The sequence below is a fragment of the Ruegeria intermedia genome, from assembly GCF_900129345.1.
GTDB classification, from domain to species: Bacteria; Pseudomonadota; Alphaproteobacteria; order Rhodobacterales; family Rhodobacteraceae; genus Ruegeria; species Ruegeria intermedia.
Window position 1 is genome coordinate 228,476 of sequence record NZ_FQVK01000001.1, and the last position, 21,825, is coordinate 250,300.

22 protein-coding genes are annotated in these 21,825 nt (G+C 65.3%); 17 read left to right on the plus strand and 5 right to left on the minus strand.

All coding sequences use genetic code 11. The features are described from left to right. Window positions 1-66: 66 nt before the first annotated feature. From F3H26_RS01060 to smpB, 10 genes are all read left to right on the plus strand, one after another. Complete coding sequence (locus F3H26_RS01060) at window positions 67-1,434, plus strand: MFS transporter (protein ID WP_149774210.1); 1,368 nt, start codon at window positions 67-69, stop codon at window positions 1,432-1,434. Further along, a complete protein-coding gene (mepA, locus tag F3H26_RS01065; protein WP_149774211.1) occupies window positions 1,431-2,294 on the plus strand; it encodes a penicillin-insensitive murein endopeptidase in 864 nt (287 codons plus the stop codon). Before F3H26_RS01060 ends, mepA begins: the two co-directional genes overlap by 4 nt. Further along, window positions 2,267-3,151 (plus strand): esterase-like activity of phytase family protein, encoded by an 885-nt coding sequence (locus F3H26_RS01070; RefSeq protein WP_149774212.1) that lies wholly within the window; start codon window positions 2,267-2,269, stop codon window positions 3,149-3,151. The genes mepA and F3H26_RS01070 overlap by 28 nt, the downstream gene beginning before the upstream one ends. Before the next feature lie 91 nt (window positions 3,152-3,242). Next, window positions 3,243-3,887, plus strand: coding sequence for a queuosine precursor transporter (locus F3H26_RS01075; RefSeq protein ID WP_149774213.1), 645 nt, complete (start codon window positions 3,243-3,245; stop codon window positions 3,885-3,887). Between the two features lie 262 nt (window positions 3,888-4,149). Continuing rightward, a complete protein-coding gene (arfB, locus tag F3H26_RS01080) occupies window positions 4,150-4,569 on the plus strand; it encodes an alternative ribosome rescue aminoacyl-tRNA hydrolase ArfB (protein ID WP_149774214.1) in 420 nt (139 codons plus the stop codon). A gap of 60 nt (window positions 4,570-4,629) precedes the next feature. After that, window positions 4,630-5,376 carry an SDR family oxidoreductase gene (locus tag F3H26_RS01085; protein WP_149774215.1) on the plus strand — a complete coding sequence of 249 codons (747 nt, stop codon included), beginning with the start codon at window positions 4,630-4,632 and terminating at the stop codon, window positions 5,374-5,376. Between the two features lie 82 nt (window positions 5,377-5,458). After that, window positions 5,459-6,472: a P1 family peptidase gene (locus F3H26_RS01090; protein ID WP_149774216.1), complete on the plus strand. Its 1,014-nt coding sequence runs from the start codon at window positions 5,459-5,461 to the stop codon at window positions 6,470-6,472. Between the two features lie 112 nt (window positions 6,473-6,584). Beyond that, window positions 6,585-6,998, plus strand: a complete 414-nt coding sequence (locus tag F3H26_RS01095; protein WP_149774217.1) for a c-type cytochrome — start codon at window positions 6,585-6,587, stop codon at window positions 6,996-6,998. Between the two features lie 188 nt (window positions 6,999-7,186). Further along, on the plus strand, window positions 7,187-7,729 hold the full coding sequence (gene idi, locus F3H26_RS01100) for an isopentenyl-diphosphate Delta-isomerase (RefSeq protein ID WP_149774218.1): 543 nt from the start codon (window positions 7,187-7,189) through the stop codon (window positions 7,727-7,729). A gap of 47 nt (window positions 7,730-7,776) precedes the next feature. Beyond that, on the plus strand, window positions 7,777-8,259 hold the full coding sequence (gene smpB / locus F3H26_RS01105) for an SsrA-binding protein SmpB (protein ID WP_149774219.1): 483 nt from the start codon (window positions 7,777-7,779) through the stop codon (window positions 8,257-8,259). 28 nt (window positions 8,260-8,287) lie between these two features. Here the strand turns inward: smpB and glpK are convergent, their stop codons facing one another. The 3 genes from glpK to panB all read right to left on the minus strand — a co-directional run bounded on the left by glpK (window position 8,288) and on the right by panB (window position 11,525). Beyond that, window positions 8,288-9,766 (minus strand): glycerol kinase GlpK, encoded by a 1,479-nt coding sequence (gene glpK / locus F3H26_RS01110; protein WP_149774220.1) that lies wholly within the window; start codon window positions 9,764-9,766, stop codon window positions 8,288-8,290. Between the two features lie 71 nt (window positions 9,767-9,837). Beyond that, window positions 9,838-10,689 carry a pantoate--beta-alanine ligase gene (gene panC / locus F3H26_RS01115; RefSeq protein ID WP_149774221.1) on the minus strand — a complete coding sequence of 284 codons (852 nt, stop codon included), beginning with the start codon at window positions 10,687-10,689 and terminating at the stop codon, window positions 9,838-9,840. Further along, window positions 10,686-11,525, minus strand: coding sequence for a 3-methyl-2-oxobutanoate hydroxymethyltransferase (gene panB, locus F3H26_RS01120; protein ID WP_149774222.1), 840 nt, complete (start codon window positions 11,523-11,525; stop codon window positions 10,686-10,688). The genes panC and panB overlap by 4 nt, the downstream gene beginning before the upstream one ends. Before the next feature lie 171 nt (window positions 11,526-11,696). On the opposite strand from panB, the gene F3H26_RS01125 reads away from it, so the two are divergent. Genes F3H26_RS01125 through F3H26_RS01150 form a run of 6 tightly spaced genes read left to right on the plus strand, consistent with a single transcriptional unit; the run spans window position 11,697 to window position 19,183 of the window. Further along, entirely contained in the window at window positions 11,697-13,184 is a 1,488-nt protein-coding gene (locus F3H26_RS01125) for an ABC transporter substrate-binding protein (protein WP_149774223.1), read from the plus strand. A gap of 53 nt (window positions 13,185-13,237) precedes the next feature. Further along, on the plus strand, window positions 13,238-14,299 hold the full coding sequence (locus F3H26_RS01130; RefSeq protein ID WP_149774224.1) for a ligand-gated ion channel: 1,062 nt from the start codon (window positions 13,238-13,240) through the stop codon (window positions 14,297-14,299). Between the two features lie 49 nt (window positions 14,300-14,348). Next, window positions 14,349-15,296, plus strand: coding sequence for an ABC transporter permease (locus F3H26_RS01135; RefSeq protein ID WP_149774225.1), 948 nt, complete (start codon window positions 14,349-14,351; stop codon window positions 15,294-15,296). Continuing rightward, window positions 15,293-16,108 carry an ABC transporter permease gene (locus tag F3H26_RS01140; protein ID WP_149774226.1) on the plus strand — a complete coding sequence of 272 codons (816 nt, stop codon included), beginning with the start codon at window positions 15,293-15,295 and terminating at the stop codon, window positions 16,106-16,108. The genes F3H26_RS01135 and F3H26_RS01140 overlap by 4 nt, the downstream gene beginning before the upstream one ends. Continuing rightward, entirely contained in the window at window positions 16,105-17,703 is a 1,599-nt protein-coding gene (locus tag F3H26_RS01145; RefSeq protein WP_149774227.1) for an ABC transporter ATP-binding protein, read from the plus strand. Before F3H26_RS01140 ends, F3H26_RS01145 begins: the two co-directional genes overlap by 4 nt. A 34-nt stretch (window positions 17,704-17,737) precedes the next feature. Continuing rightward, window positions 17,738-19,183: an aldehyde dehydrogenase family protein gene (locus F3H26_RS01150; protein ID WP_149774228.1), complete on the plus strand. Its 1,446-nt coding sequence runs from the start codon at window positions 17,738-17,740 to the stop codon at window positions 19,181-19,183. 6 nt (window positions 19,184-19,189) lie between these two features. Here the strand turns inward: F3H26_RS01150 and pncB are convergent, their stop codons facing one another. Further along, complete coding sequence (gene pncB, locus F3H26_RS01155) at window positions 19,190-20,482, minus strand: nicotinate phosphoribosyltransferase (RefSeq protein ID WP_149774229.1); 1,293 nt, start codon at window positions 20,480-20,482, stop codon at window positions 19,190-19,192. A 165-nt stretch (window positions 20,483-20,647) separates the two neighbouring features. Here pncB and F3H26_RS01160 point away from each other — a divergent pair, with 165 nt between their 5' ends. Next, entirely contained in the window at window positions 20,648-21,181 is a 534-nt protein-coding gene (locus F3H26_RS01160; RefSeq protein WP_149774230.1) for a hypothetical protein, read from the plus strand. Here the strand turns inward: F3H26_RS01160 and pncA are convergent, their stop codons facing one another. After that, complete coding sequence (gene pncA, locus F3H26_RS01165; RefSeq protein ID WP_149774231.1) at window positions 21,182-21,775, minus strand: bifunctional nicotinamidase/pyrazinamidase; 594 nt, start codon at window positions 21,773-21,775, stop codon at window positions 21,182-21,184. It abuts the gene before it with no gap. Between the last annotated feature and the right edge of the window lie 50 nt (window positions 21,776-21,825).

Here is a 21,825-nt window from a genome sequence, read left to right on the forward strand (position 1 = left end):
CACAGAACGCTTGCGAAATGCCCCAAAGGCCCGTCTTATTAATTCAAAAGCAGGCAAGGGGCAGAGATGGCAGAGATTTCCAAGCGCAGGCGCATCTGGGGCTGGTGGTTTTTCGACTGGGCCAGCCAGCCGTATCACATCCTGTTGGTGACCTTTGTCTTTGGCCCGTATTTCGCCGGCGTTGCGGCCGAATATTACGCAACCGCCGGGATGGATGCCGAAGCCGCCGCCGCGCAGGCGCAGACGGTCTGGGCCAACTGCCTGACGATCACCGGGCTGATCATCGCTTTCGGCGCGCCGCTCTTGGGGGCGATGGCCGACGTCTCGGGGCGGCGCATCCCGTGGATCTTTACCTTTTCGGTGATGTATGCCGCGGGGTCTGCGGCGCTGTGGTTCACGCTGCCGGACGGGTCGAACATGTGGCTGATGCTGTCGGCCTTCGGTCTGGGCTTCGTGGGGGCGGAATACGCGCTGATCTTCATCAACTCGCAACTGCCCGATCTGGGGGACGACAAAGAGGTGGGCGAGATCTCGGGCTCGGGCTTTGCCTTCGGCTATTTCGGCGGGCTGATTTCCCTGGCGATCATGCTGGCGCTGTTCGTCGAGCAGCCCAACGGCAAGACGCTGATCGGAATGGAGCCGCTGTTCGGGCTGGACGCCGGCGCGCGCGAAGGCACGCGTTTCGTTGGGCCGTTCACCGCCGGGTGGTTCATCCTGTTCATGGTCCCGTATTTCCTGTGGGTGCGCGACGATCCCGCCGCCGACAAAAAGGGCAGCGTATCCGAGGCGCTGCGCCTGCTTGGCAAATCCGTGGCCGCCTTGCGGTACCGGGTCAGCCTTGCCAGCTATCTGGGGTCATCGATGTTCTATCGGGACGCGCTGAACGGGCTGTACAGTTTCGGCGGCGTCTATGCGCGGCTGGTGCTGGAATGGAACCTGATCAAGATCGGCGTCTTCGGCATCATCAGCGTGCTGGCTTCGGCAGTTTTCGCCTGGATCGGCGGCAAGCTGGACCGGAAATTCGGCCCCAAGCCGGTGATCCTGACCGCGATCTGGGTTCTGATCCTGGTCTGCACCACCATCGTGTCGATGGACCGGACGCAGATCTTCGGCATCGCCCTGCCCCAAGGCTCGGGCCTGCCGGACATGGTGTTCTTTGGCTGCGGCATCCTGATCGGCGGGATGGGGGGCATTCTGCAATCGGCCAGCCGGTCGCTGATGGTGCGCCACACCGACCCGGCCGCCCCGGTCGAGAGCTTTGGCCTCTATGGTCTGTCGGGCCGCGCCACCGCCTTTGCCGCGCCTTTGCTGATCGGAATTGCGACAACCGCGACCGGCAGCGCGCGGTTGGGGGTGTCTCCGATCGTCGGGTTGTTTATTCTGGGATTGTTCCTAATGCGCTGGGTCAAACCGGAAGGGGATCAGAGCAGATGATTTCATTACGTTTTTTGGTATTTTTGACAGGAGTTGCGCTGGCCGGGGCGGCCGGGGCCCAACCGCTGGCCAAGCAGTTGTTCGGGGCTCAGAAGGTCGGTTCGCAACAAAAACCGGCCGCTTTCGGCAGTTATTCGCGCGGATGCGCCGCCGGATCGGTGCAACTGCCCGAGACCGGACCCACCTGGCAGGCGATGCGTCTGTCGCGCAACCGCAACTGGGGCCATCCGCAGGCCATCGACTTCGTGCAGGACCTCAGCCGTTTTGCGGCAAAGCAACCCGGATGGAACGGGCTTTACATCGGGGATATCAGCCAGCCGCGGGGCGGGCCGATGACCTCGGGCCACCGCAGCCACCAGCTGGGCCTGGACATCGACATCTGGATGCTGCCCGGTGACAACATGCGCCTGTCGCGCAAGGCGCGCGAGAACATCTCGTCCATCTCTCTGCGGCGCGCGAACGGGGCCTATGTGAACGGCAACTGGACGAAACAGCACCACGCCATCCTGCGCGCGGCGGCCAAGGACAAGCGCGTGGCCCGCATCTTCGTTTTTCCGGGCGCCAAGGTGCAGATGTGCAAGGAAGAGAAGGGCAACCGTGCCTATCTGCGCAAGATTCGGCCCTGGTGGGGGCATCATTATCACTTCCACGTCCGGCTGAACTGTCCGCGCGGCTCACGCGGGTGCGTCAATCAGGATCCACCGCCCAAAGGCGACGGCTGCGCCGAGGCCGAGCAGTGGGTGCGCAACATCTTGAACCCGCCGCCGCCCGACCCCAACGCGCCGCCTCCGAAGAAACGGCGCGAATATGTTCTGGCGGATCTGCCCCAGCAATGCGCCGCCGTCTTGCAGTCCAACTGATCGCCAGCCTGTTTCTGGCCGGCTCCGCCTGGGCGGTAGAAGTCAAATCGGCCGAATATCTGGGCAGCTTTGCATGGCGCGCCGGCCATGACTGGTTCGGCGGGTTTTCCGCCATCCATGTCTCGGATGACGGGCAGCGCGCATGGGTGCTGAGCGACCGCTCCACCCTGGTATCGGTCCGCATCGGCCGGGATGGCGATCAGATTGTCGGCATCGGTGTTGTTGGCCACTGGCCGGTTCTGTCCAGCCGGGGACGGATCATGCCCGGCAGCTCGGGTGATTCCGAGGGGCTGGCGCTGGCGCCGGATGGCAGCTTCTACATCTCGTTCGAAGGCGTGCATCGCGTGGCCCGTTATGCCGCGCCCGGTGCCCATGCTCAGGTGCTGCCGCGCCCCAAGGCCTTTGACGGGCTCGACCAGAACGGTTCGTTCGAGGGGCTGGCCATCGACGCGCAGGGCCGCCTGTACACGTTGCCCGAGAAAAGCCGCACGGCAAATGGCGACATTCCGGTCTATCGCTGGAACGGGCGCGCCTGGTCCACGCCCTTCGTCCTGGCGCAGCGGGACGGTTTTCTGCCCGTAGCGGCCGATTTCGGCCCGGACGGGCGGTTCTACGTGCTGGAACGCGCGGTCGCTCTGATCGGGTTCCGGTCGCGGCTGCGTCGGTGGCGGATCGACGGCGATACACCTGCGGCTGAAGAAACCCTCTTCCAGACTGGAACCGGAACCCATGACAACCTCGAGGGGCTGTCGGTCTGGCGCGACGGGCAGAGGCGGTTGCGGGCCACGATGATATCGGACGACAACTTTCTGGCGCTGCAACGCACCGAACTGGTCGAATATCTGCTGCCGGATTGACACGTTCCGATCCCGGGCCTAAAAGCGCGGCTTGCCTTGGGATACCCCCGGGGCCAAGTCGCCGCTACCTTGTCAAAACGGGCATCAGAACATGCAACGCAACTTTATCCCCGGCATTCTTGCCATGGCCGCCATCGTCGTGGCCTCGAACATCCTGGTCCAGTTCCTGATCTTTGACGGGCTGCTGACCTGGGGTGCCTTCACCTATCCAATGGCCTTTCTGGTCACCGACATCATGAACCGCGTCTATGGCGTGGGCCCGGCCCGCAAGGTCGTGTTTGCCGGCTTCGTCACCGGTGTGATCTGCTCGCTGATCGGCAGCCAGATCATGCTGCAGGGCGACGGCTTCACCTACGCCGCCGTGCCGTTGCGCATCGCCGTGGCTTCGGGAACCGCGTTCCTGATCGCGCAGCTGACCGACGTCACCGTGTTCAACGCCATGCGTGAAGGCCGCTGGTGGCGCGCGCCGCTGGTATCCACCCTGGTCGGATCGGCGTTGGATACCGCGATCTTCTTCACCATCGCCTTCTCGGCCTCGGTGACCTTCTTTGGCGCCGACGCGGATGCGGCCATCAATTGGGCGTGGGAGCCCGTGCCCTTCATGCTGTCGGGCCCCGAGGCGCCCCTGTGGGTGACGCTGGCCTTTGCAGACTGGCTGGTGAAGCTGTCGCTGGCCCTGGTCGCACTGATCCCCTTCAAGGTGATCGTCGCGCGCCTGACCGCACAGCCCGCGTAAAAAACGCTTTGAGAATGGCACAAGTTGTGTCACCATCCTTTTCAACCGCAACAGATAGAAAAGGAGGTGATCCAGTGTCGAGAAAGAGATTGGAGAGAGGTGTCGGAACAACCGGGGGGACCGCCTGCTAGGGCAGCCCTTGGCGGAGCGCGCGCTCCGGCTGGTCGATTGATCTAACCGACCCGACCTCCTGAACTTTCGAAGGGCCGTCCCGCCGGGGCGGCCCTTTCTGTTTCCGGGTGGCGCCTGTAAGGTCGCGCCCATGTTGCGCATCACCGACGATATCACCCTGCACGATTGGGAAATGACCGAGAGCTTCATCCGCGCCTCGGGTCCCGGCGGGCAGAACGTGAACAAGGTCTCGACCGCGGTCGAGCTGCGCTTCGAGGCCGCGCGCTCGCCCTCGCTGCCAGGTCCGGTCAAAGCGCGGCTGAAACGGCTGGCCGGGCGGCGCTGGACCAAGGATGGCGCGATCATCATCCAATGCGACGAGACCCGCAGCCAGGCCCGCAACCGCGAGATCGCCCGCGCCCGTCTGGCCGAGCTGATCGGCAAGGCGCTGGTCAAACCCAAGCGGCGGATCGCGACGAAACCCACCTATGGTTCGGTCAAGCGCCGGTTGGCGGCAAAAAAGGCCCGGTCGGACGTCAAGGCGCTGCGCGGAAAGGTGGCGGAAGATTGATCTGGCATCTTTCCCTGCCGTTGCTAGTCTGACCGCGACAGGCGGCAGGGAGGCAAGGCCATGAGGCTGGAGGGAAAAACCGCAATCGTGACCGGCGGCGCATCCGGGTTCGGGGCCGGGATCGTGCAGAAGTTCCTGTCCGAGGGCGCACGGGTGATGATCGCCGACATCAACGGGGATGCCGCGCGTCACATGGCGGCAACGCTGGGTCCTCTGGCCGACCACTGCCAGGTGGATGTCTCCGACGGCGACACGGTCCAGGCGATGGCGGATGCGGCGCTGAACCTCTACGGCCATCTGGACATCCTGGTGAACAATGCCGGCGTGACCCACCTGCCGAGGCCGCTGGAGGAGGTCAGCGACGAAGATTTCGACCGCGTCTATCGCGTGAACATGAAGTCGGTCTTTCTGACCGCGCGGGCGCTGGTGCCGCATATGAAATCGCGCGGATCGGGGGCGATCCTGAACGTCGCCTCGACCGCCGGATTGTCGCCGCGCCCGAACCTGAACTGGTACAACGCCTCCAAGGGTTGGATGATCACCGCAACCAAGACGATGGCGGTCGAACTGGCCCCGTCCGGTGTGCGCGTGAACGCAATCTGCCCGGTGGCCGGCGAAACACCCCTGCTGAAGTCCTTCATGGGCGAGGACACGCCCGAAATTCGCGCCAGGTTCCTGTCGACCATCCCGTTGGGCCGGTTCTCGACCCCGCAGGACATGGGCAACGCCGCCTGTTTCCTGTGCTCGGACGAGGCCAGCATGATCACCGGCGCCGCGCTCGAGGTGGACGGGGGCCGCTGCATCTGACTGCCCCTTCATCTGGCCCAAAATATCCCCGCCGGAGGCAGCGCGCACCAGCGCGCTTTCCCGCAGAAAAGGACAAACCCAAATGACCCCCGGACCCAGAAACTTGATCACCGACGTGCCCGGCCTGCTGGTGGGCAACGCTCAGGACGCGGCTCTGAAATCAGGTGTCACCGTCCTGACCGGAGATCAGCCCCTGCGGGCCTCGGTACATGTGATGGGGGGCGCCCCCGGCACGCGCGAGACCGATCTGTTGGCCGCCGACAAAACCGTTGACCGGGTGGATGCGATCGTGCTTTCGGGGGGCTCGGCCTTCGGGCTGGATGCCTGTTCGGGCGTGATGGACGCGCTGCATGCGCAGGGTCGCGGGTTTCAGGTGGGGCCGGCCGTGGTGCCGATCGTGCCCGGCGCGATTCTGTTCGATCTGCTGAACGGCGGCGACAAGGCGTGGGGTGAAAACCCGTACCGCGCCTTGGGCCGGGCCGCATTTGACGCTGCGGCGGACACGTTCGATCTGGGCAGCGCCGGGGCCGGAACCGGCGCGCTGACGGCCATGTGCAAGGGCGGGCTGGGCTCGGCCTCGGCGGTGTTGCCGGGCGGCGTGGCCGTAGGTGCGCTGGTGGCGGCCAACCCGCTGGGCAGCGTCACCACCCCGGGCGACCGGCATTTCTGGGCCGCCCCGTTCGAGATCGGGGCCGAGTTCGGCGGGCTGGGGCCGGATGCGGCGTCCGGTCTGGGGGACCCCGCGCCCAGCCGCAAGGCCCGGGCGATGGGCCATCCCCCGCCCGACAAGGCCAACACGACCATCGCCATCGTCGCCACCGATGCGGCCCTGACCAAACCGCAATGCCAGCGCATGGCGGTGGCCGCCCATGACGGGATCGCCCGCGCCATCCTGCCCGCCCACACGCCGGGCGATGGCGACCTGGTGTTCGGCGTCAGCACGGGGCGGATCCCTTCGGCCGAGGCCGATCTGGCCCTGCTGGGTCACGCCGCGGCTCTGTGCCTGACCCGTGCCATCGCACGCGCGGTCTACCATGCGAAACCGGCGCCGGGCGACCTGTTGCCGTGCTGGTCGGATCTGCAAAATACGCGTTGAAAATATACCTTTTCGGCTGCGTCAGGTCGCCGCCGCGCGTCAAATTGCGCATTGACTCTGCGCGCGTTTGATACTGGTTAAGGGGCAGCCAATTCATATCGGAGCAACGCCAATGAAACGTATCATCGCGACTGCCATCGTCGGCCTGCTGGCCGTGCCGGCCCTGGCCGAAGGCGACGCCGAAGCCGGCAAGAAGGCTTTCAACAAGTGCAAGTCCTGTCACATGATCGCAACGCCCGAGGGCGAGACGATCGTCAAGGGCGGCAAGACCGGTCCGAACCTCTATGGCGTGGTCGGCCGCACCGCCGGCACCGAAGAAGGCTTCAAGTATGGTGACAGCTTGGTTGCGGCCGGTGAAAAAGGTCTGGTCTGGGACGAGGAAAGCTTCGTCGCCTATGTTCAGGATCCCAAGGGTTTCCTGAAAGACTACCTGGGTGAGACTTCGGCCAAGTCGAAGATGACCTTCAAGCTGAAGAAGGGTGGCGAGGACGTCTTTGCCTATCTGCAGAGCGTTTCGGCTGAATAAGCCGCGCTTGCCAGAAAACCGGAGCAAGTACAAAAGGCCGCAGCCCTGCGGCCTTTCGTGCGCTTGATTGGAACCTCGATCATCGCCAGATTCGACGCAGACCAACAAACGCTGCGCCAAACCCGCCAGCGCATCGCGCCCAGTCGCCGATGCCGCCAGACCGACGCAGTCACATCAGGAGAGGACAGATGGGAATCATGATCCCGGCTTGGGTTCATGGCAAGCTGACACCCGTGGACAAGCTGGAAGCCCACGAAAAGGGGCTCAAGCACAAGGCGGTCTCGGTCTTCGTCGTGCGGGGCACCGAGATTCTGATGCAGCGCCGCGCGCTGGGCAAATATCACACGCCCGGCCTGTGGGCGAACACCTGCTGCACCCATCCCGACTGGGACGAGAACTCCTCGGACTGCGCGGTGCGCCGCCTGCGCGAGGAGTTGGGCATCACCGGACTGTACCCCGAATACCGGCACCGGCTGGAATATCACGCGGATGTCGGCAACGGGATGGTCGAGAACGAGGTCGTGGACGTGTTCCTGGCGCATGTGCGCGGACCCCTGAAGATCGAGCCCAAACCCGACGAGGTGATGGAGATCCGCTGGATCGACTATCACGACCTGCTGGCCGAAGTGCGCCGTCATCCCGAACGGTTCACCCCGTGGCTGAAGATCTATCTGCACAACCACGCCGACACGATCTTTGGCCCCGACCTGATCATCTCGGCCAAATCCTGACGCGCCCATCTTGCAAGGGCTGACGAAGCCGCATACATCACGGCGTCATGGCCAAGCACAAGCAGAAGACAGACCCCAACTACAAGGTGATCGCCGAAAACCGGCGGGCCCGCTTCGATTACGCGATCGAAGAGGATCTCGAGTGCGGCATCGTGCTGGAAGGGTCCGAGGTCAAGTCCCTGCGCGCGGGCGGGGCGAACATCGCCGAAAGCTATGCCGCGGTCGAGGATGGCGAACTGTGGCTGATCAACAGCTACATCGCGCCCTACGAACAGGCCAAGGCGTTCAAGCACGACGAGCGCCGCCGGCGCAAGCTGCTGGTGTCCCGCAAAGAGCTGTCGAACCTGTGGGCCGCCACCCAGCGCAAGGGCATGACCCTGGTACCGCTGGTGCTGTATTTCAACCACAAGGGCCGGGCCAAACTGAAGATCGGCATCGCCAAGGGCAAGAAGAACCACGACAAGCGCGAAACCCAGGCCAAGCGCGACTGGTCGCGCCAGAAACAGCGCCTGCTGAAGGATCACGGCTGACCCGGGCTGCGCCGCGGGTCAGAACGGATCAGAACGCCATGGTGGCCTGCACTGCCCGTTTCCAGCGCGCATAGGCCGCCTCGCGGTCAGATTCGGGCAGGATCGGTTCGAACCGTTGGTCCAGCGCCCAGGTGTCGGCAAATCCGGCCTGATCGGGATAGACCCCGGCCTTCATCCCCGTCAGCCAGGCCGCGCCCAGCGCCGTGGTTTCCTGCATCACCGGCCGGTCGACCGGCGCGCCCAGAATGTCCGACAGCCCCTGCATCGCCCAGTCGGACGCGCTCATCCCGCCATCGACCCGCAGGATCACGTCGGCCTCGGCGCCCCAATCGCCCTGCATCGCGTGCCACAGGTCGCGGGTCTGGAAGGCGATGCTTTCCAGCGTGGCCCGCGCGATCTCGGCCCGGCCCGAGTTGCGGGTCAGGCCGAACATGGCGCCGCGACATTCGGGCTTCCAATAGGGCGCGCCCAGTCCGGTGAAGGCGGGTACCAGCACCACATGCTGGTTGGGGTCGGCCTGCGCCGCCAGCTCGCCGCTTTGCGGGGCCGAGTCGATGATCCGCAGCGCGTCGCGCAGCCACTGCACCGCCGCACCCGCGATGAAGATCGAGCCTTCCAGCGCATAGGTCCGCTGACCGCCCAGCTGATAGGCGATGGTGGTCAGCAGGCGGTTTTTCGACTCCACCGGCTGCGTGCCGGTGTTCAGCAGCGCAAAACAGCCGGTGCCATAGGTGGATTTCATCATGCCCGGCTGGAAACAGGCCTGCCCGATCGTGGCGGCCTGCTGGTCGCCGGCCACGCCCAGAATCGGGATCATCCCGCCGAACAGGCCGGTCTGGCCGAAATCGGCCGCGCAGTCGCGCACCTCGGGCAGCATGGCAAGCGGCACGTCCAGCAGATCGCAGATCTCGGCGCTCCAGTTGCCCTTGTGGATGTCGAACAGCAGGGTGCGTGCGGCGTTGGTGGCGTCGGTGGCGTGGACGCGGCCCTCGGTCAGGCGCCAGATCAGGAAACTGTCGATGGTGCCGAACAGCAGCTCGCCTGCCTCGGCCCGGTCGCGCGCGCCGGGCACGGTGTCCAGCAGCCATTTGACCTTGGTGCCCGAGAAATACGGGTCGAGCAGCAGGCCGGTCTGGGCGGTCACGTCATCCTCGCAGCCCGCGTCGCGGAACCGCTGGCAGATCTCGGCGGTGCGGCGGTCTTGCCAGACGATGGCGTTGTGGATGGCCTTGCCGCTTGTCTTGTCCCAGACCACGGTGGTTTCGCGCTGGTTGGTGATGCCGATCCCGGCGATCTGGTCGGCCGCGACGCCCACCTTGTCCATCACCTGCCGGCAGACATTCAGAACACTGTCCCAGATTTCCTCGGGGTCGTGTTCGACCCAGCCTTCCTGCGGGAAATACTGGGTGAATTCCTGCTGTGCGGTGCCCACGCGCTGCATCTGCGCGTCGAACAGGATCGCGCGCGAGGACGTGGTGCCCTGATCGATTGCCAGAATATGGGTCATGCCCGTGCTCCCCCAGTCGTCATTTTCAGGGGACCTTAGGCGATTGGTCGGGGCCGTTCCAGACCCCAGTTTCAGGCCACAGGCACGTCGATATTGTCGATCAGGCGCACGCCCTCCAGCCAGGCGGTGGCGAACAGGCGCGCGGGGCGGGTGGCGGCGGTCAGCGGCGCAAGCGTTTCGGCGCAGCGCAGGTCGATATATTCCACCTCGGAAAAGCCCGCCGCCAGCAGCGTCTCGCGGGCCGGCCCCACCAGATCGGCGAACGCGGCGCCCTGCGCCAACTGCCCGGCCATGTCCTGCATCACCGCATGCATCCGCGCCCCGGTCGCCAGCCCCTGGCCCGACAGGCGCAGATTGCGCGAGGACATCGCCAGCCCCGAGGGCTCGCGCACGGTGGGGCAGCCGATCACCTCGATCGGGATGTCCAGATCGCGGGCCATGCGCCGCACGACCATCAACTGCTGATAGTCTTTTTCCCCGAAATAGGCCCTGTCCGCCTGCGTCTGCAGGAACAGTTTTGCCACGACGGTCGCCACGCCGTCGAAATGTCCGGGGCGGAATTCGCCCTCCATCACGTCGGTCAGCCCGGCGACGGACACGGTGGTGGCGAAGCCGTCCGGATAGATCTGGCCCGGGTCGGGGACATAGATCGCATCAACCCCCAGCGGTGCCAGCTTGGCCGCGTCGTCCTGCTCGGTGCGCGGATACTTGGCCAGATCCTCGGGGTTGTTGAACTGTTTGGGATTGACGAAGATCGTCACGATCACCCGGTCGCAATCAGCCCGCGCCGCCTGTGCCAGCGACAGGTGCCCCTGATGCAGCGCGCCCATGGTGGGCACCACGCCGATGGTCTGGCCCGCCCGGCGCCAGGCCCGGGTCTTGGCGCGCAGCTCAGAAAGGGTGCGCAGGATGGGCGCGGTCATGCCTTGCCCCCCTTGGCAGGGGCCTGGTCGGCAAACACATGCTCGGCCGCGGGGAAGGTGCGGGCGCGCACCTCGGCGGCGTATTCGGCGATGGCGGCCTCGGCCAGCGGGCCCAGATCGGCATAGCGTTTGACGAATTTCGGTTTGAAGGCGGTGAAAAAGCCCAGCATGTCATCGACCACCAGGATCTGTCCGTCACAGCCTGCCGAGGCGCCGATGCCGATGGTGGGGATGGGCACCTCGGCGGTGATCCGGTCGGCCAGACCCTGCGGAACCTTCTCGAGCACGACCGAAAACGCCCCGGCCTCGGCCACGGAGCGGGCGTCGGCCAGCACCGTCTCGGCCTGTTCGTCGCGGCCCTGCACCTTGTAGCCGCCCAGCGTATTGATCGACTGCGGCGTCAGACCCACATGCGCCATCACCGGGATACCGCGCTTGACCAGAAAGCGGATCGTCTCGGCCATCTCGACCCCGCCTTCCAGCTTGACCGCGCCGGCACCGGTCTCGGCCATCAGACGGGCCGCGTTGCGGAAGGCCTGCGCAGGGCCTTCTTCATAGCTGGCAAAGGGCATGTCGATGACCATCATCGCCGTCTCCAGCCCGCGCGCGACAGCCTGCCCGTGCAGGATCATCATCTCCATCGTCACGCCCAGGGTCGAGCTTAGCCCGTGCAGCACCATGCCGACGCTGTCGCCCACCAGGACGAAATCGCAATGGGGGTCCATCAGCCGGGCCATCGGCGTGGTATAGGCGGTCAGGCTGACCAGCGGATCGCCCCCTTTGCGGGCGCGGATATCCTCGGCATTCGGGGCTTTCTTGCGGGCGGTGGCGCTCATGCTCGCTCCTCGCGGGGTTCATGTTGCAGCGCGGCATAGCAGATCGGCGGGGGCCAGAGAAACCCCGGTTGCGCGAACATTTCCTTGAATGACCCAAGGTTTGCAGGGACATTGTTACCGTCAGGGCCGCGTCAGCCGCCGCCCATCCGCACATTCTGGGAGGGAATTTACATGACCAAGCCGTTCTTTCGCACCTTTGCCGGCGCCATGGCGCTGGGCGTGGGGCTTCTCGCCTCGCAGGCCATGGCCCGGTCGGACATCACCATCGCCATGCAGCTGGAACCGCCGCATCTGGACCCGACCAGCGCCGCCGCACAAGCCATCGATTCGGTCGTCTACACCAACGTGTTCGAAGGGCTGACCCGGTTCATGGGCGATGGCTCGGTCGTGCCCGGGCTGGCCGAAAGCTGGGAGATCTCCGAGGATGGCACCGTCTATACCTTCACGCTGCACGATGGCGTCACTTTCCACGATGGCACCACGATGGATGCCGAGGACGTGAAGTTCAGCCTCGACCGCGCCACCGCCGAGGACAGCGCCAATGCGCAGAAGGCCCTGTTCGCCGGGATCGAAAGCGTCGAGGTCGTGGACCCGCTGACCGTCAGAATCACTTTGGCGGAACCCAACGGCAATTTCCTGTTCAACCTGGCCTGGGGCGACGCGGTGATCGTGGCGCCCGAAAGCATCGAGGGTATCAAGACCAACCCGGTGGGCACCGGCGCCTACAAGTTCGCCGAATGGGTCCAGGGCGACCGCATCACCTTGGAGCGCAACCCTGATTACTGGGGTGACCAACCCGCGCTGGAGCAGGCCACGTTCAAGTTCATCTCGGACCCAACCGCCGCCTTTGCCGCGATGATGGCCGAGGACGTGGACGTGTTCGACAATTTCCCCGCCCCCGAGAACCTGCCGCAGTTCGAGGCCGACCCGCGGTTCCAGGTGCTTGTCGGCTCGACCGAGGGCGAGACCATTCTGGCGACCAACAACAAGAAGCCGCCCTTTGACGACGTGCGGGTGCGGCAGGCGCTGGCCCATGCGATCGACCGTCAGGCCATCATCGACGGCGCGATGTTCGGCTACGGCACGCCGATCGGCACGCATTTCGCACCGCACAACCCGGCCTATGTCGATCTGACCGGCCTGTCGGCGCATGACCCGGACAAGGCCCGCGCCCTGCTGGCCGAGGCCGGGTTCGCAGACGGGTTCGAAACCACGCTGCACCTGCCGCCGCCCTCCTACGCCCGCCGCGGGGGCGAGATCGTGGCCGCGCAGCTGGCCGAGGTGGGCATCAAGGCCGAGATCATCAACGTGGAATGGGCGCAGTGGCTGGAAACCGTGTTCAAGGGCAAGAATTTCGCCCTGACCATCGTCAGCCATACCGAGCCGATGGACATCGGCATCTATGCCCGGCCGGATTACTACTTCCAATATGACAACCCGGACTTCCAGGCCCTGATGGCGACGCTGAACGCCACCACCGACCCCGACGAACGCACCCGCCTGCTGGGCGAGGCGCAGCGCATGATCGCCGAGGATTACGTCAACGGCTACCTGTTCCAACTTGCCAAACTGGGCGTGGCCAAGGCCGGTGTTCAGGGTCTGTGGGAAAACGCGCCCACGGCGGCCATCGACCTGACCGCGATCAGCTGGGCGGACTGAGCCTTGCGGGTCCGCCCGGCGGGCCCGTTTCCCAAAATTAGGGTCTGTTTCAGATGACACGTTGCCTGGTTTCGGTGTTTTTCTTCATGGTCGCCTTGGCCCTGTCGGGGCCCTCGGGCGCGCAGGGGTTGTTTCAGGATGGCCACAGCGCGCTGTTGGGTACCCCGGAAAACCAGGTCGAGGTCGGCGTCGGCATCAAGATCGACCAGATCACCTCGGTCGATCAGAAGGCCGAGAATTATGGAGCCGTGGTCGTGCTGCGGTTTGAATGGAGCGATCCGGCCCTGGCGTTCGATCCGGATGAGCTGGGCCGCGATTTCCGCGTGTTCGATCCGCCGGCCTTCGTGCGCCATGCAGCCACGCGGGATGCGGTGGTTCCGGCCTTCGTCATCCACAACCAGCAATCCAACCGCTGGGTGCACGAATCCGCGGCCGCCCTGCGCCATGATGGGCATGTGACCTTTGTCGAGAAATCTTCGCTGACGCTGCAGGCGCCGCATTTCAACTTCCTCAGGTTCCCCTTCGACACGCAGGAGTTCCACTTCGAGGTCGTCTCGGTCTTTCCGTCCGACTTCGTGCATTACTACGCGCTGGACCAGTTTTCGGGGCTGGGCGACACGCTGGGCGAAGAGGAGTGGATTCTGGGCAACGCCCGCATGCTGGCCTCGACCACGACCGGCCTGTCGGGCAATGAAAGCGATCAGGTGTCGCTGGTCTTTCAGGGCAAGCGCCATCTGACCTACTATGTCATCCGGGTGTTCCTGCCCATGCTGGTGCTGGTTCTGGTCGGCTGGGCGCTGTTCTTTCTGGACGAATACCGCAAGCGGATCGACATCGCCGGGGCCAACCTGCTGGTCTTTGTCGCCTTCAACTGGGCGATCTCGGCCGATCTGCCCAAGCTGGGCTATCTGACCTTTCTGGATTTCATTCTGCAATGCATGTTCCTGATGACCGGGGCGCTGGTGGTGTTCAACGTGATGCTGCGGCGGCTCAAGGTTTCGGGGCGCGAGGACACGGCGCGCAAGCTGGACAACTATGCGATCAAATGGATCTATCCGCTGGGCTATGCCGCGATCGTGGGCTACGCGGTCTGGGCGTTTCTGATGCAGCCCTGACGCGCTGTGCCGCTGGACCGGCGGCCAATCCCGGCCTAACGTGGCGGCAATGCTCCGATATGCGCTCAAACGTCTGATTTCGCTGGCACTCAGCCTGGCCGTCGCTTCGGTGGTCATCTTCGCGGTGATCGAGGTGGCACCGGGGGATCCGGCCTCGTTCATGCTGGGGGTGAACGCCCAGCCCGAAACTCTGGCCGCCCTGCGCGCCGAGCTGGGCTTGGACGTGTCGCGGCCGCAGCGCTATCTGAACTGGGTCAGCGGCATGCTGGCCGGAGATTTCGGCACCTCGTACACCTATCGCACGCCGGTGGCGCAGATGGTGGCCGACCGGCTGTGGGTGTCGCTGCCGCTGGCGCTCTATGCGCTGACATTGTCGACGCTGATTGCCTTTCCGGTCGGTATCTACGCCGCCGCGCGCCGGGGGAAACCGGGCGATCTGGCGGTGATGGGAGCCACGCAGCTGGGCATCGCGGTGCCGAACTTCTGGTTTGCGATGATGCTGGTGCTGATCTTCGCCATCAATCTGCGCTGGTTCAACGCGGGCGGCTTCGCGGGGTGGGACAACGGCCTGTGGGCCGGGCTGCATTCGCTGACCCTGCCGGCGATCGCGCTGGCCCTGCCGCAGGCGGCGATCCTGGCGCGGGTCATGCGTTCGGCGCTGCTGGACATTCTGGGTGAGGATTTCATGCGCACCGCCCGCGCCAAGGGCCTGTCGCGCCGTCAGGCGCTGTGGCGGCACGGGGTGCGCAACGCGCTGATCCCGGTGCTGACCATAATCGGGCTGCAGTTTTCTTTCCTGCTGGCCGGGTCGATCATCATCGAACAGGTCTTCTACCTGCCCGGGTTGGGGCGGCTGGTGTTCCAGGCGATTTCGGCGCGGGACCTGATCGTGGTGGAGTCGGTGGTGATGCTGCTGGTCTTTGCGGTCATCACGGTGAACTTCCTGGTCGATCTGGCCTATGCCGCGGTCGATCCCCGGTTGCGGAGCCGCACATGAGCCGCGCGCTGATCCTGGGGGCGGCGCTGTCCTCGGTGGTGGTGCTGATGGCCCTGCTGTCCTTCGTCTGGACACCCTATGACCACGCCGCGCTGAACATCCCCGAAAAGCTGCAGCCGCCCAATGCGCAACACTGGTTCGGTACCGATCATTTCGGGCGCGACATGTTCTCGATGATCATGGTGGGCGCGCGCACCTCGATCGCCGTTGCGCTGGTGGCGGTGGGCATCGGCATGGCGCTGGGCGCGCCGCTGGGGCTGGCGGCCGCGGCGCGCAAGGGGTCGTGGCTGGACGAGCTGATCATGCGCGGCAACGATCTGGTGTTTGCCTTCCCCTCGCTGGTGATCGCGATCCTGATCACCGCCGTCTTCGGCCCCGGTGCGGTGAATGCCATCATCGCCATCGGCATCTTCAACATCCCCGTCTTTGCCCGCATCACCCGCGGCGCGGCGCTGTCCCTGTGGGAGCGCGAGTTCATCCTCGCCGCCCGTGTGGCGGGCAAGGGCGCGGCGCGGATCTCGGCCGAGCACATCCTGCCCAACGTCGCCAACCTGCTGATCGTGCAGGGCACCATCCAGTTCAGCCTTGGTATTCTGGCCGAGGCGGGGCTGTCCTATGTCGGCCTCGGTGCGCAGCCGCCCACGCCCAGCTGGGGCCGGATGCTGGCGGATGCGCAGACGATGGTCAGTTTTGCCCCGCATTTGGCTCTGATTCCGGGGCTGGCGATCATCGTGACGGTGCTGGGGCTGAACCTGCTGGGCGACGGGCTGCGCGATTGGCTGGACCCCCGCATCCGGGTGGCCCGCGCATGAGCCTGCTGGAAATCCATAACCTGTCGCTGTCGATCCACGGGGCCCCCGTTCTGGACCATGTCAGCCTGTCCATCGACCCCGGGCAGATCGTGGCCGTCACCGGTGAGAGCGGCTCGGGCAAGTCGATGACAGCACTGGCGGTGATGCAGTTGCTGCCCGCAGGGACCGTGGCCACCGGCTCGGTCCGCCTGGACGGGCACGCGGTTCTGAACAGCCCCGAGGACGAGATGTGCCGCCTGCGCGGCGCGGCCGTCGGGATGGTGTTCCAAGAGCCGATGACGGCGCTCAATCCGGTGAAGACCATCGGTGATCAGGTGATGGAGACCATCCTGATCCACAAGGCCATGCCCCGCGACGCCGCCCGCACGCGCGCCCAAGAGGTTCTGACCCGCGTCGGCCTGCCGCCCGACCGCTTTCCCCTGTCGCGCTATCCGCACGAACTGTCGGGCGGGCAGCGGCAGCGGGTGGTGATCGCCATGGCCATCGCTCTGCGCCCCCGGCTGCTGATCGCGGACGAGCCGACAACCGCGCTGGACGTGACCACGCAGGCGCAAATCCTCGACCTGCTAAAGGGGCTGGTCACGGAATACGGCATGGGCCTGCTGATGATCACCCACGATCTGGCGGTGGTGGCCGACATGGCCGACCGGATCGTGGTGATGCAGAAGGGGCGGGTGGTCGAAACCGGGGCCACCGACCACCTGCTGCGCCACATGCAGCATCCCTATACGCGGATGCTGTTTCAGGCCTCGGGCCACAGGGTCGCATTGCCTGCGCCGCCTGCGCCCGCGCCGCTGCTCGAGGTTCGCAACGTGGTGCGCGACTATCGCCTGCCGCGCACGCGGTTGTTTGAAAAGCCCGTTCATCACCGGGCCGTGGATCACGTCAGTTTCACGCTGAACCGGAGCGAACGCCTTGGACTTGTGGGCGAGTCCGGCTGCGGAAAATCGACCCTGACACGGGCAATCTTGGGGCTTGAGGAGGTTCAGCGCGGGCAGATCCTGCTGGACGGCCAGCCGGTTTTCACCGGGCACAAACCCAATCTGGCCGTGCGCCGCAAGATGCAGGTGGTGTTCCAGGACCCGTTCGGCAGCTTCAACCCCCGCCACCGGGTTGCCCGCCTGATCACCGAGCCTTTTCACCTGCTGGAAGCGCCGCCCACCGGGTCCGAGCGGCAGCATCGTATCGCCGAGATGCTGACCGCCGTGGGGCTCTCGCCGGACGATGCGGGAAAATACATCCACGAATTCTCGGGCGGGCAGCGGCAGCGCATCGCCATCGCCCGCGCCCTGATGATCCGGCCCGAGCTGATCCTGTTCGACGAGGCCGTCTCGGCGCTGGATGTTTCGGTCCGGGCGCAGATCCTCGACCTGTTGGCCGAGCTGTGTGCGGCCTATGACCTGACCTACCTGTTCATCAGCCATGACCTGAGCGTGGTGCGCACCATCACCGACCGGGTGATGGTGATGCAGTCGGGAAAGATCGTCGAGCAGGGCGAGACCGAGCGCGTGTTCGCGGACCCGCAGCACCCGTATACGCAAACTCTGATCCAAGCCGTGCCGAAATTGCCCGAGATCGGGCAGGGCGCGGCATGAAACCCGTTTGTTAGAGCCTGTTTTGGAGGCAGATATGCTAAATCCCATCTGGTTTGATCCCACCCTGTGCCTGGTCGGCGGCGATTGGGTCGCAACCGACGACACGCTTGATCTGACCAACCCGTCCGACGGCACGCCGCTGTGCCGGATCGCGCGTGGCGGGGCGCCGCAGATCGATGCCGCCGTGCAGGCCGCGCAGGCGGCGCTGGACGGCGACTGGGGCCGGATGACCGCGCTGGAGCGGGGCCGCATCCTGACCCGGCTGGGGCAGTTGGTACAGGACAGGATCGAAGAGCTTGCGTTGCTCGAAGCTTTGGACGTAGGCAAACCGCTGACCCAGGCGCGCGCCGATGCGGTGGCGCTGGCGCGGTACTGCGAATTCTACGGCGGTGCGGCGGACAAGGTGATGGGTCAGACCATCCCCTATCTGGACGGCTACACAGTCTACACCCTGCGCGAGCCGCATGGCGTGACCGGCCATATCGTGCCGTGGAACTATCCGATGCAGATCATCGGCCGATCGGTGGGGGCGGCGCTGGCCATGGGCAATGCCTGCGTGCTGAAGCCGGCGGAAGAGGCCTGTCTGACAGCACTGGCCTTTGCCCATCTGGCCACCGAGGCCGGCCTGCCCGCCGGGGCGCTGAACGTGGTGCCGGGGCTGGGGGCCGAGGCCGGGGCGGCGCTGTCCGGCCATCCGGGTGTGCATCACATCTCGTTCACCGGATCCGTGGCGACGGGCGCGCTGGTGCAACAGGCGGCCGGGGCCAACGTGGTGCCGGTGACGCTGGAACTGGGCGGGAAATCTCCGCAGCTCGTCTTTGACGACGCCGATCTCGACGCGGCGCTTCCCTTCCTCGTCAACGCGGGCATCCAGAACGCGGGTCAGACCTGCTCGGCCGGGTCGCGTGTTCTGGTGCAGCGCGGGGTCTATGCCGAGGTCAAGGCGCGCATGGCCGCCGCCTATGCCGACCTGACCGTCGGCCCCGCGACCGAGGATCTGCGCGTCGGGCCGCTGATCTCGGACCGGCAGAAGCAGATCGTGACCGGCTTTCTGGCGCAGGGGGACGATCTTGAGATCGCCGCACAAGGCCGGATCGTGGATCACGCGCCGCCGGGCGGGGCCTATGTGCGCCCGACGCTGTTTGGGGACGTGCCGCCCGATCATCCGCTGGCGCAGCAGGAAATCTTTGGCCCGGTGCAGGTTCTGATCCCCTTCGACACCGAGGAACAGGCCATACAAATCGCCAACGGCACCGAGTACGGGCTGGTGGCCGGGGTCTGGACGCGGGACGGCGCGCGGCAGATGCGGCTGGCCAAACGGCTGCGCGCGGGGCAGGTGTTCATCAACAATTACGGCGCAGGCGGCGGGGTCGAGCTGCCGTTCGGCGGGGTCGGAAAATCTGGCCATGGCCGCGAAAAGGGGTTCGAGGCGCTGTATGGGTTTTCCCAGTTGAAAACCGTGGCCGCCCATCACGGCTGAGCCGGGCTAGACGATCACTTCGATCGCCTCTTGGTCCCCCACGCCGAAAACGCGCTTGTAGCGCTCGATCTCGTCTTTCGGCCCCATCGCCTTTTCAGGGTTGTCCGACAGTTTCACCGTCGGACGCCCATTGGCCGAGACCGCCTTGCACACCAGCGAGAACGGCGCCAGCGCATCCCCCGGCACCAGACCGCGGAAATCGTTGGTCAGCAACGTGCCCCACCCGAACGAGACCTTCACCCGGCCCGCGAATTGGCCATGCAATTCGCGGATCTTGTCCACATCGAGCCCGTCCGAGAATATGATCCGTTTCTGGCTGGGATCCTCGCCGCGCGATTTCCACCAGTCGATGGCAATCTCGGCGCCCTTGGCCGGATCGCCGCTGTCGATGCGGATGCCGGTCCAGCCGGCCAGCCAGTCGGGCGCACGGTCCAGAAACCCCTTGGTGCCATAGGTGTCGGGCAGGATGATCCGCAGGTTGCCGTCATGTTCGTCATGCCAGTCGCTCAGCACGTCATAGGGCGCCCGGGCCAGTTCCTCGTCGGTTTCGGCCAGCGCCGAATAAACCATCGGCAGTTCATGCGCATTGGTGCCGATCGCCTCGACCTCGCGCCGCATGGCGATCAGGCAGTTCGACGTGCCGGTAAACGCCGGGCCCAGCCCTTCGATCATCGCCTGCACGCACCAGTCCTGCCACAGAAACGAATGCCGCCGCCGGGTGCCGAAATCGGCGATGCTGAGGCCTTCGATCGCGCGCAGCTTTTCGATCTTTTCCCAGACGCGGGTCATGGCGCGGGCATAGAGAACCTGCAACTCGAACCGGCGCATGTCATTCAGAACCGCGCGCGAGCGCAGCTCCATCAGCACTGCCAGGGCCGGGATCTCCCACAGCATGACCTCGTGCCATTTGCCCTCGAATGTCAGCTCGTACTGATCGCCGCGGCGCTCCAGGTGATAGGGCGGCAGGCGCAACCCCTCGAACCATTCCATGAAATCGGGGCGGAACATCTGGCGTTTGCCGTAGAAGGTGTTGCCCCGCAACCAGGTGCTTTCTCCCCGGCTGAGACTGAGCGAGCGGATGTGGTCCAGCTGTTCGCGCAGCTCGCCCTCGTCGATCAGCTTGGCCAGCGGAACGTGATTCGACCGGTTGATCAGGGAAAACACGACCGTCGTTTGGGGCTTGTTGCGAAACACTGACTGGCACATCAGCAGTTTGTAGAAATCCGTGTCGATCAACGACCGCACGATCGGGTCGATCTTCCATTTGTGATTGTAGACACGGGTCGCGATGTCGACCATGGGGAGCTCCTGCCATTTCCGTTGTTAGATCAATCGGTGCGGGGATTGGCAAGAGTCCCGGATCTGTTGACAATGCCAAGGACAGGTCACAATCCGGGCATAAAGTCTGATCCTTTCGCGATCTAGTGAGGGGGTGGGATGGAACCAGAAGACTGTAAGTGGTGAATGGGTCTGACGTACGATTTTGATATTGTAACGATTGCTGACGAGTCCGAGACGGAAAACCCGGAGGCCGGTGCCCAGGTGGCGGGACGGCAGGTTTATGCCGTGTTCCGCGATATCCGCACGGCGGATGCGCTGCGCCGGGCCTCGCCCAGAATCCGCAGGATTTTCGTGGATGCCGGCTTCAGCCTGGACTCCAGACGGACCGGGCTCGAGTGCGATCTGTACCCCGCGGAAGATGCCGAGGCGCGCGCGCTCATCCTGCGCCGGTTGTTCGACAACATCCGGAACCGGGGGGTTCAGGGCCAGTATTGCGGCGCGTTCGACATCCTGGCGTTTCTGCAACATGTCCGTCGGGCGCAGCCGCTGCCCCGCAGACCGGTCCAAGAGAGGCCAAAGCCGGCGGCCCTGGTCGATGCCGACGCAAAGAAGGCTGCCCGCCGCTCGATCGTGGGCCGGGTCGGATTCGCGCTGGGGCTGGCGGTGATCCTGTTCGTCGTGCTGAAATACCTGGCGGCGGGCGGGGCGACGCCCTGATCAGATCAGCGCCACACCTGCCGTCCGCATGGCCTGTTCGGCCGCAGCCAGCGACCCGTCCAGGTCGATCGCCCGACAGGCGTCGGTTCTGACGGTCACGTCAAAGCCCAGCCGGGCCGCATCCACCGCCGAATAATGCACGCAGAAATCGGTCGCCAGCCCCACCAGCGTCAACCGGTCGATCCCGCGCGTGCGCAGATAGCCTTCCAGCCCGGTGGGCGTGGTCCGGTCGTTTTCGAAGAAGGCCGAATAGCTGTCGATCGCGCTGCGGAAGCCCTTGCGCAGGATCAGGTCGGCATCGGTGCGCAGGTCGGGGTGGAACTCGGCGCCGGGCGTGCCCTGAACGCAATGGTCCGGCCACAGGACCTGCGGGCCATAGGGCATCTCGACCACATCATAGGGCGCCTTGCCCGGATGGGATGACGCGAACGAGGAATGACCCGCCGGGTGCCAGTCCTGCGTCAGGATCACCGCGTCGAAATCGGGCATCATCGCGTTGATCGGGGCGACGATTTCGTCCCCGTTGGGAACCGCCAGCGCGCCGCCGGGGCAGAAGTCGTTCTGGACATCGATCACGATCAGGGCATGGGTCATGGCGGCCTCCTTTGCGTGTCCTATCGGTAGGCAGGCAGGCGGGGGTCGTC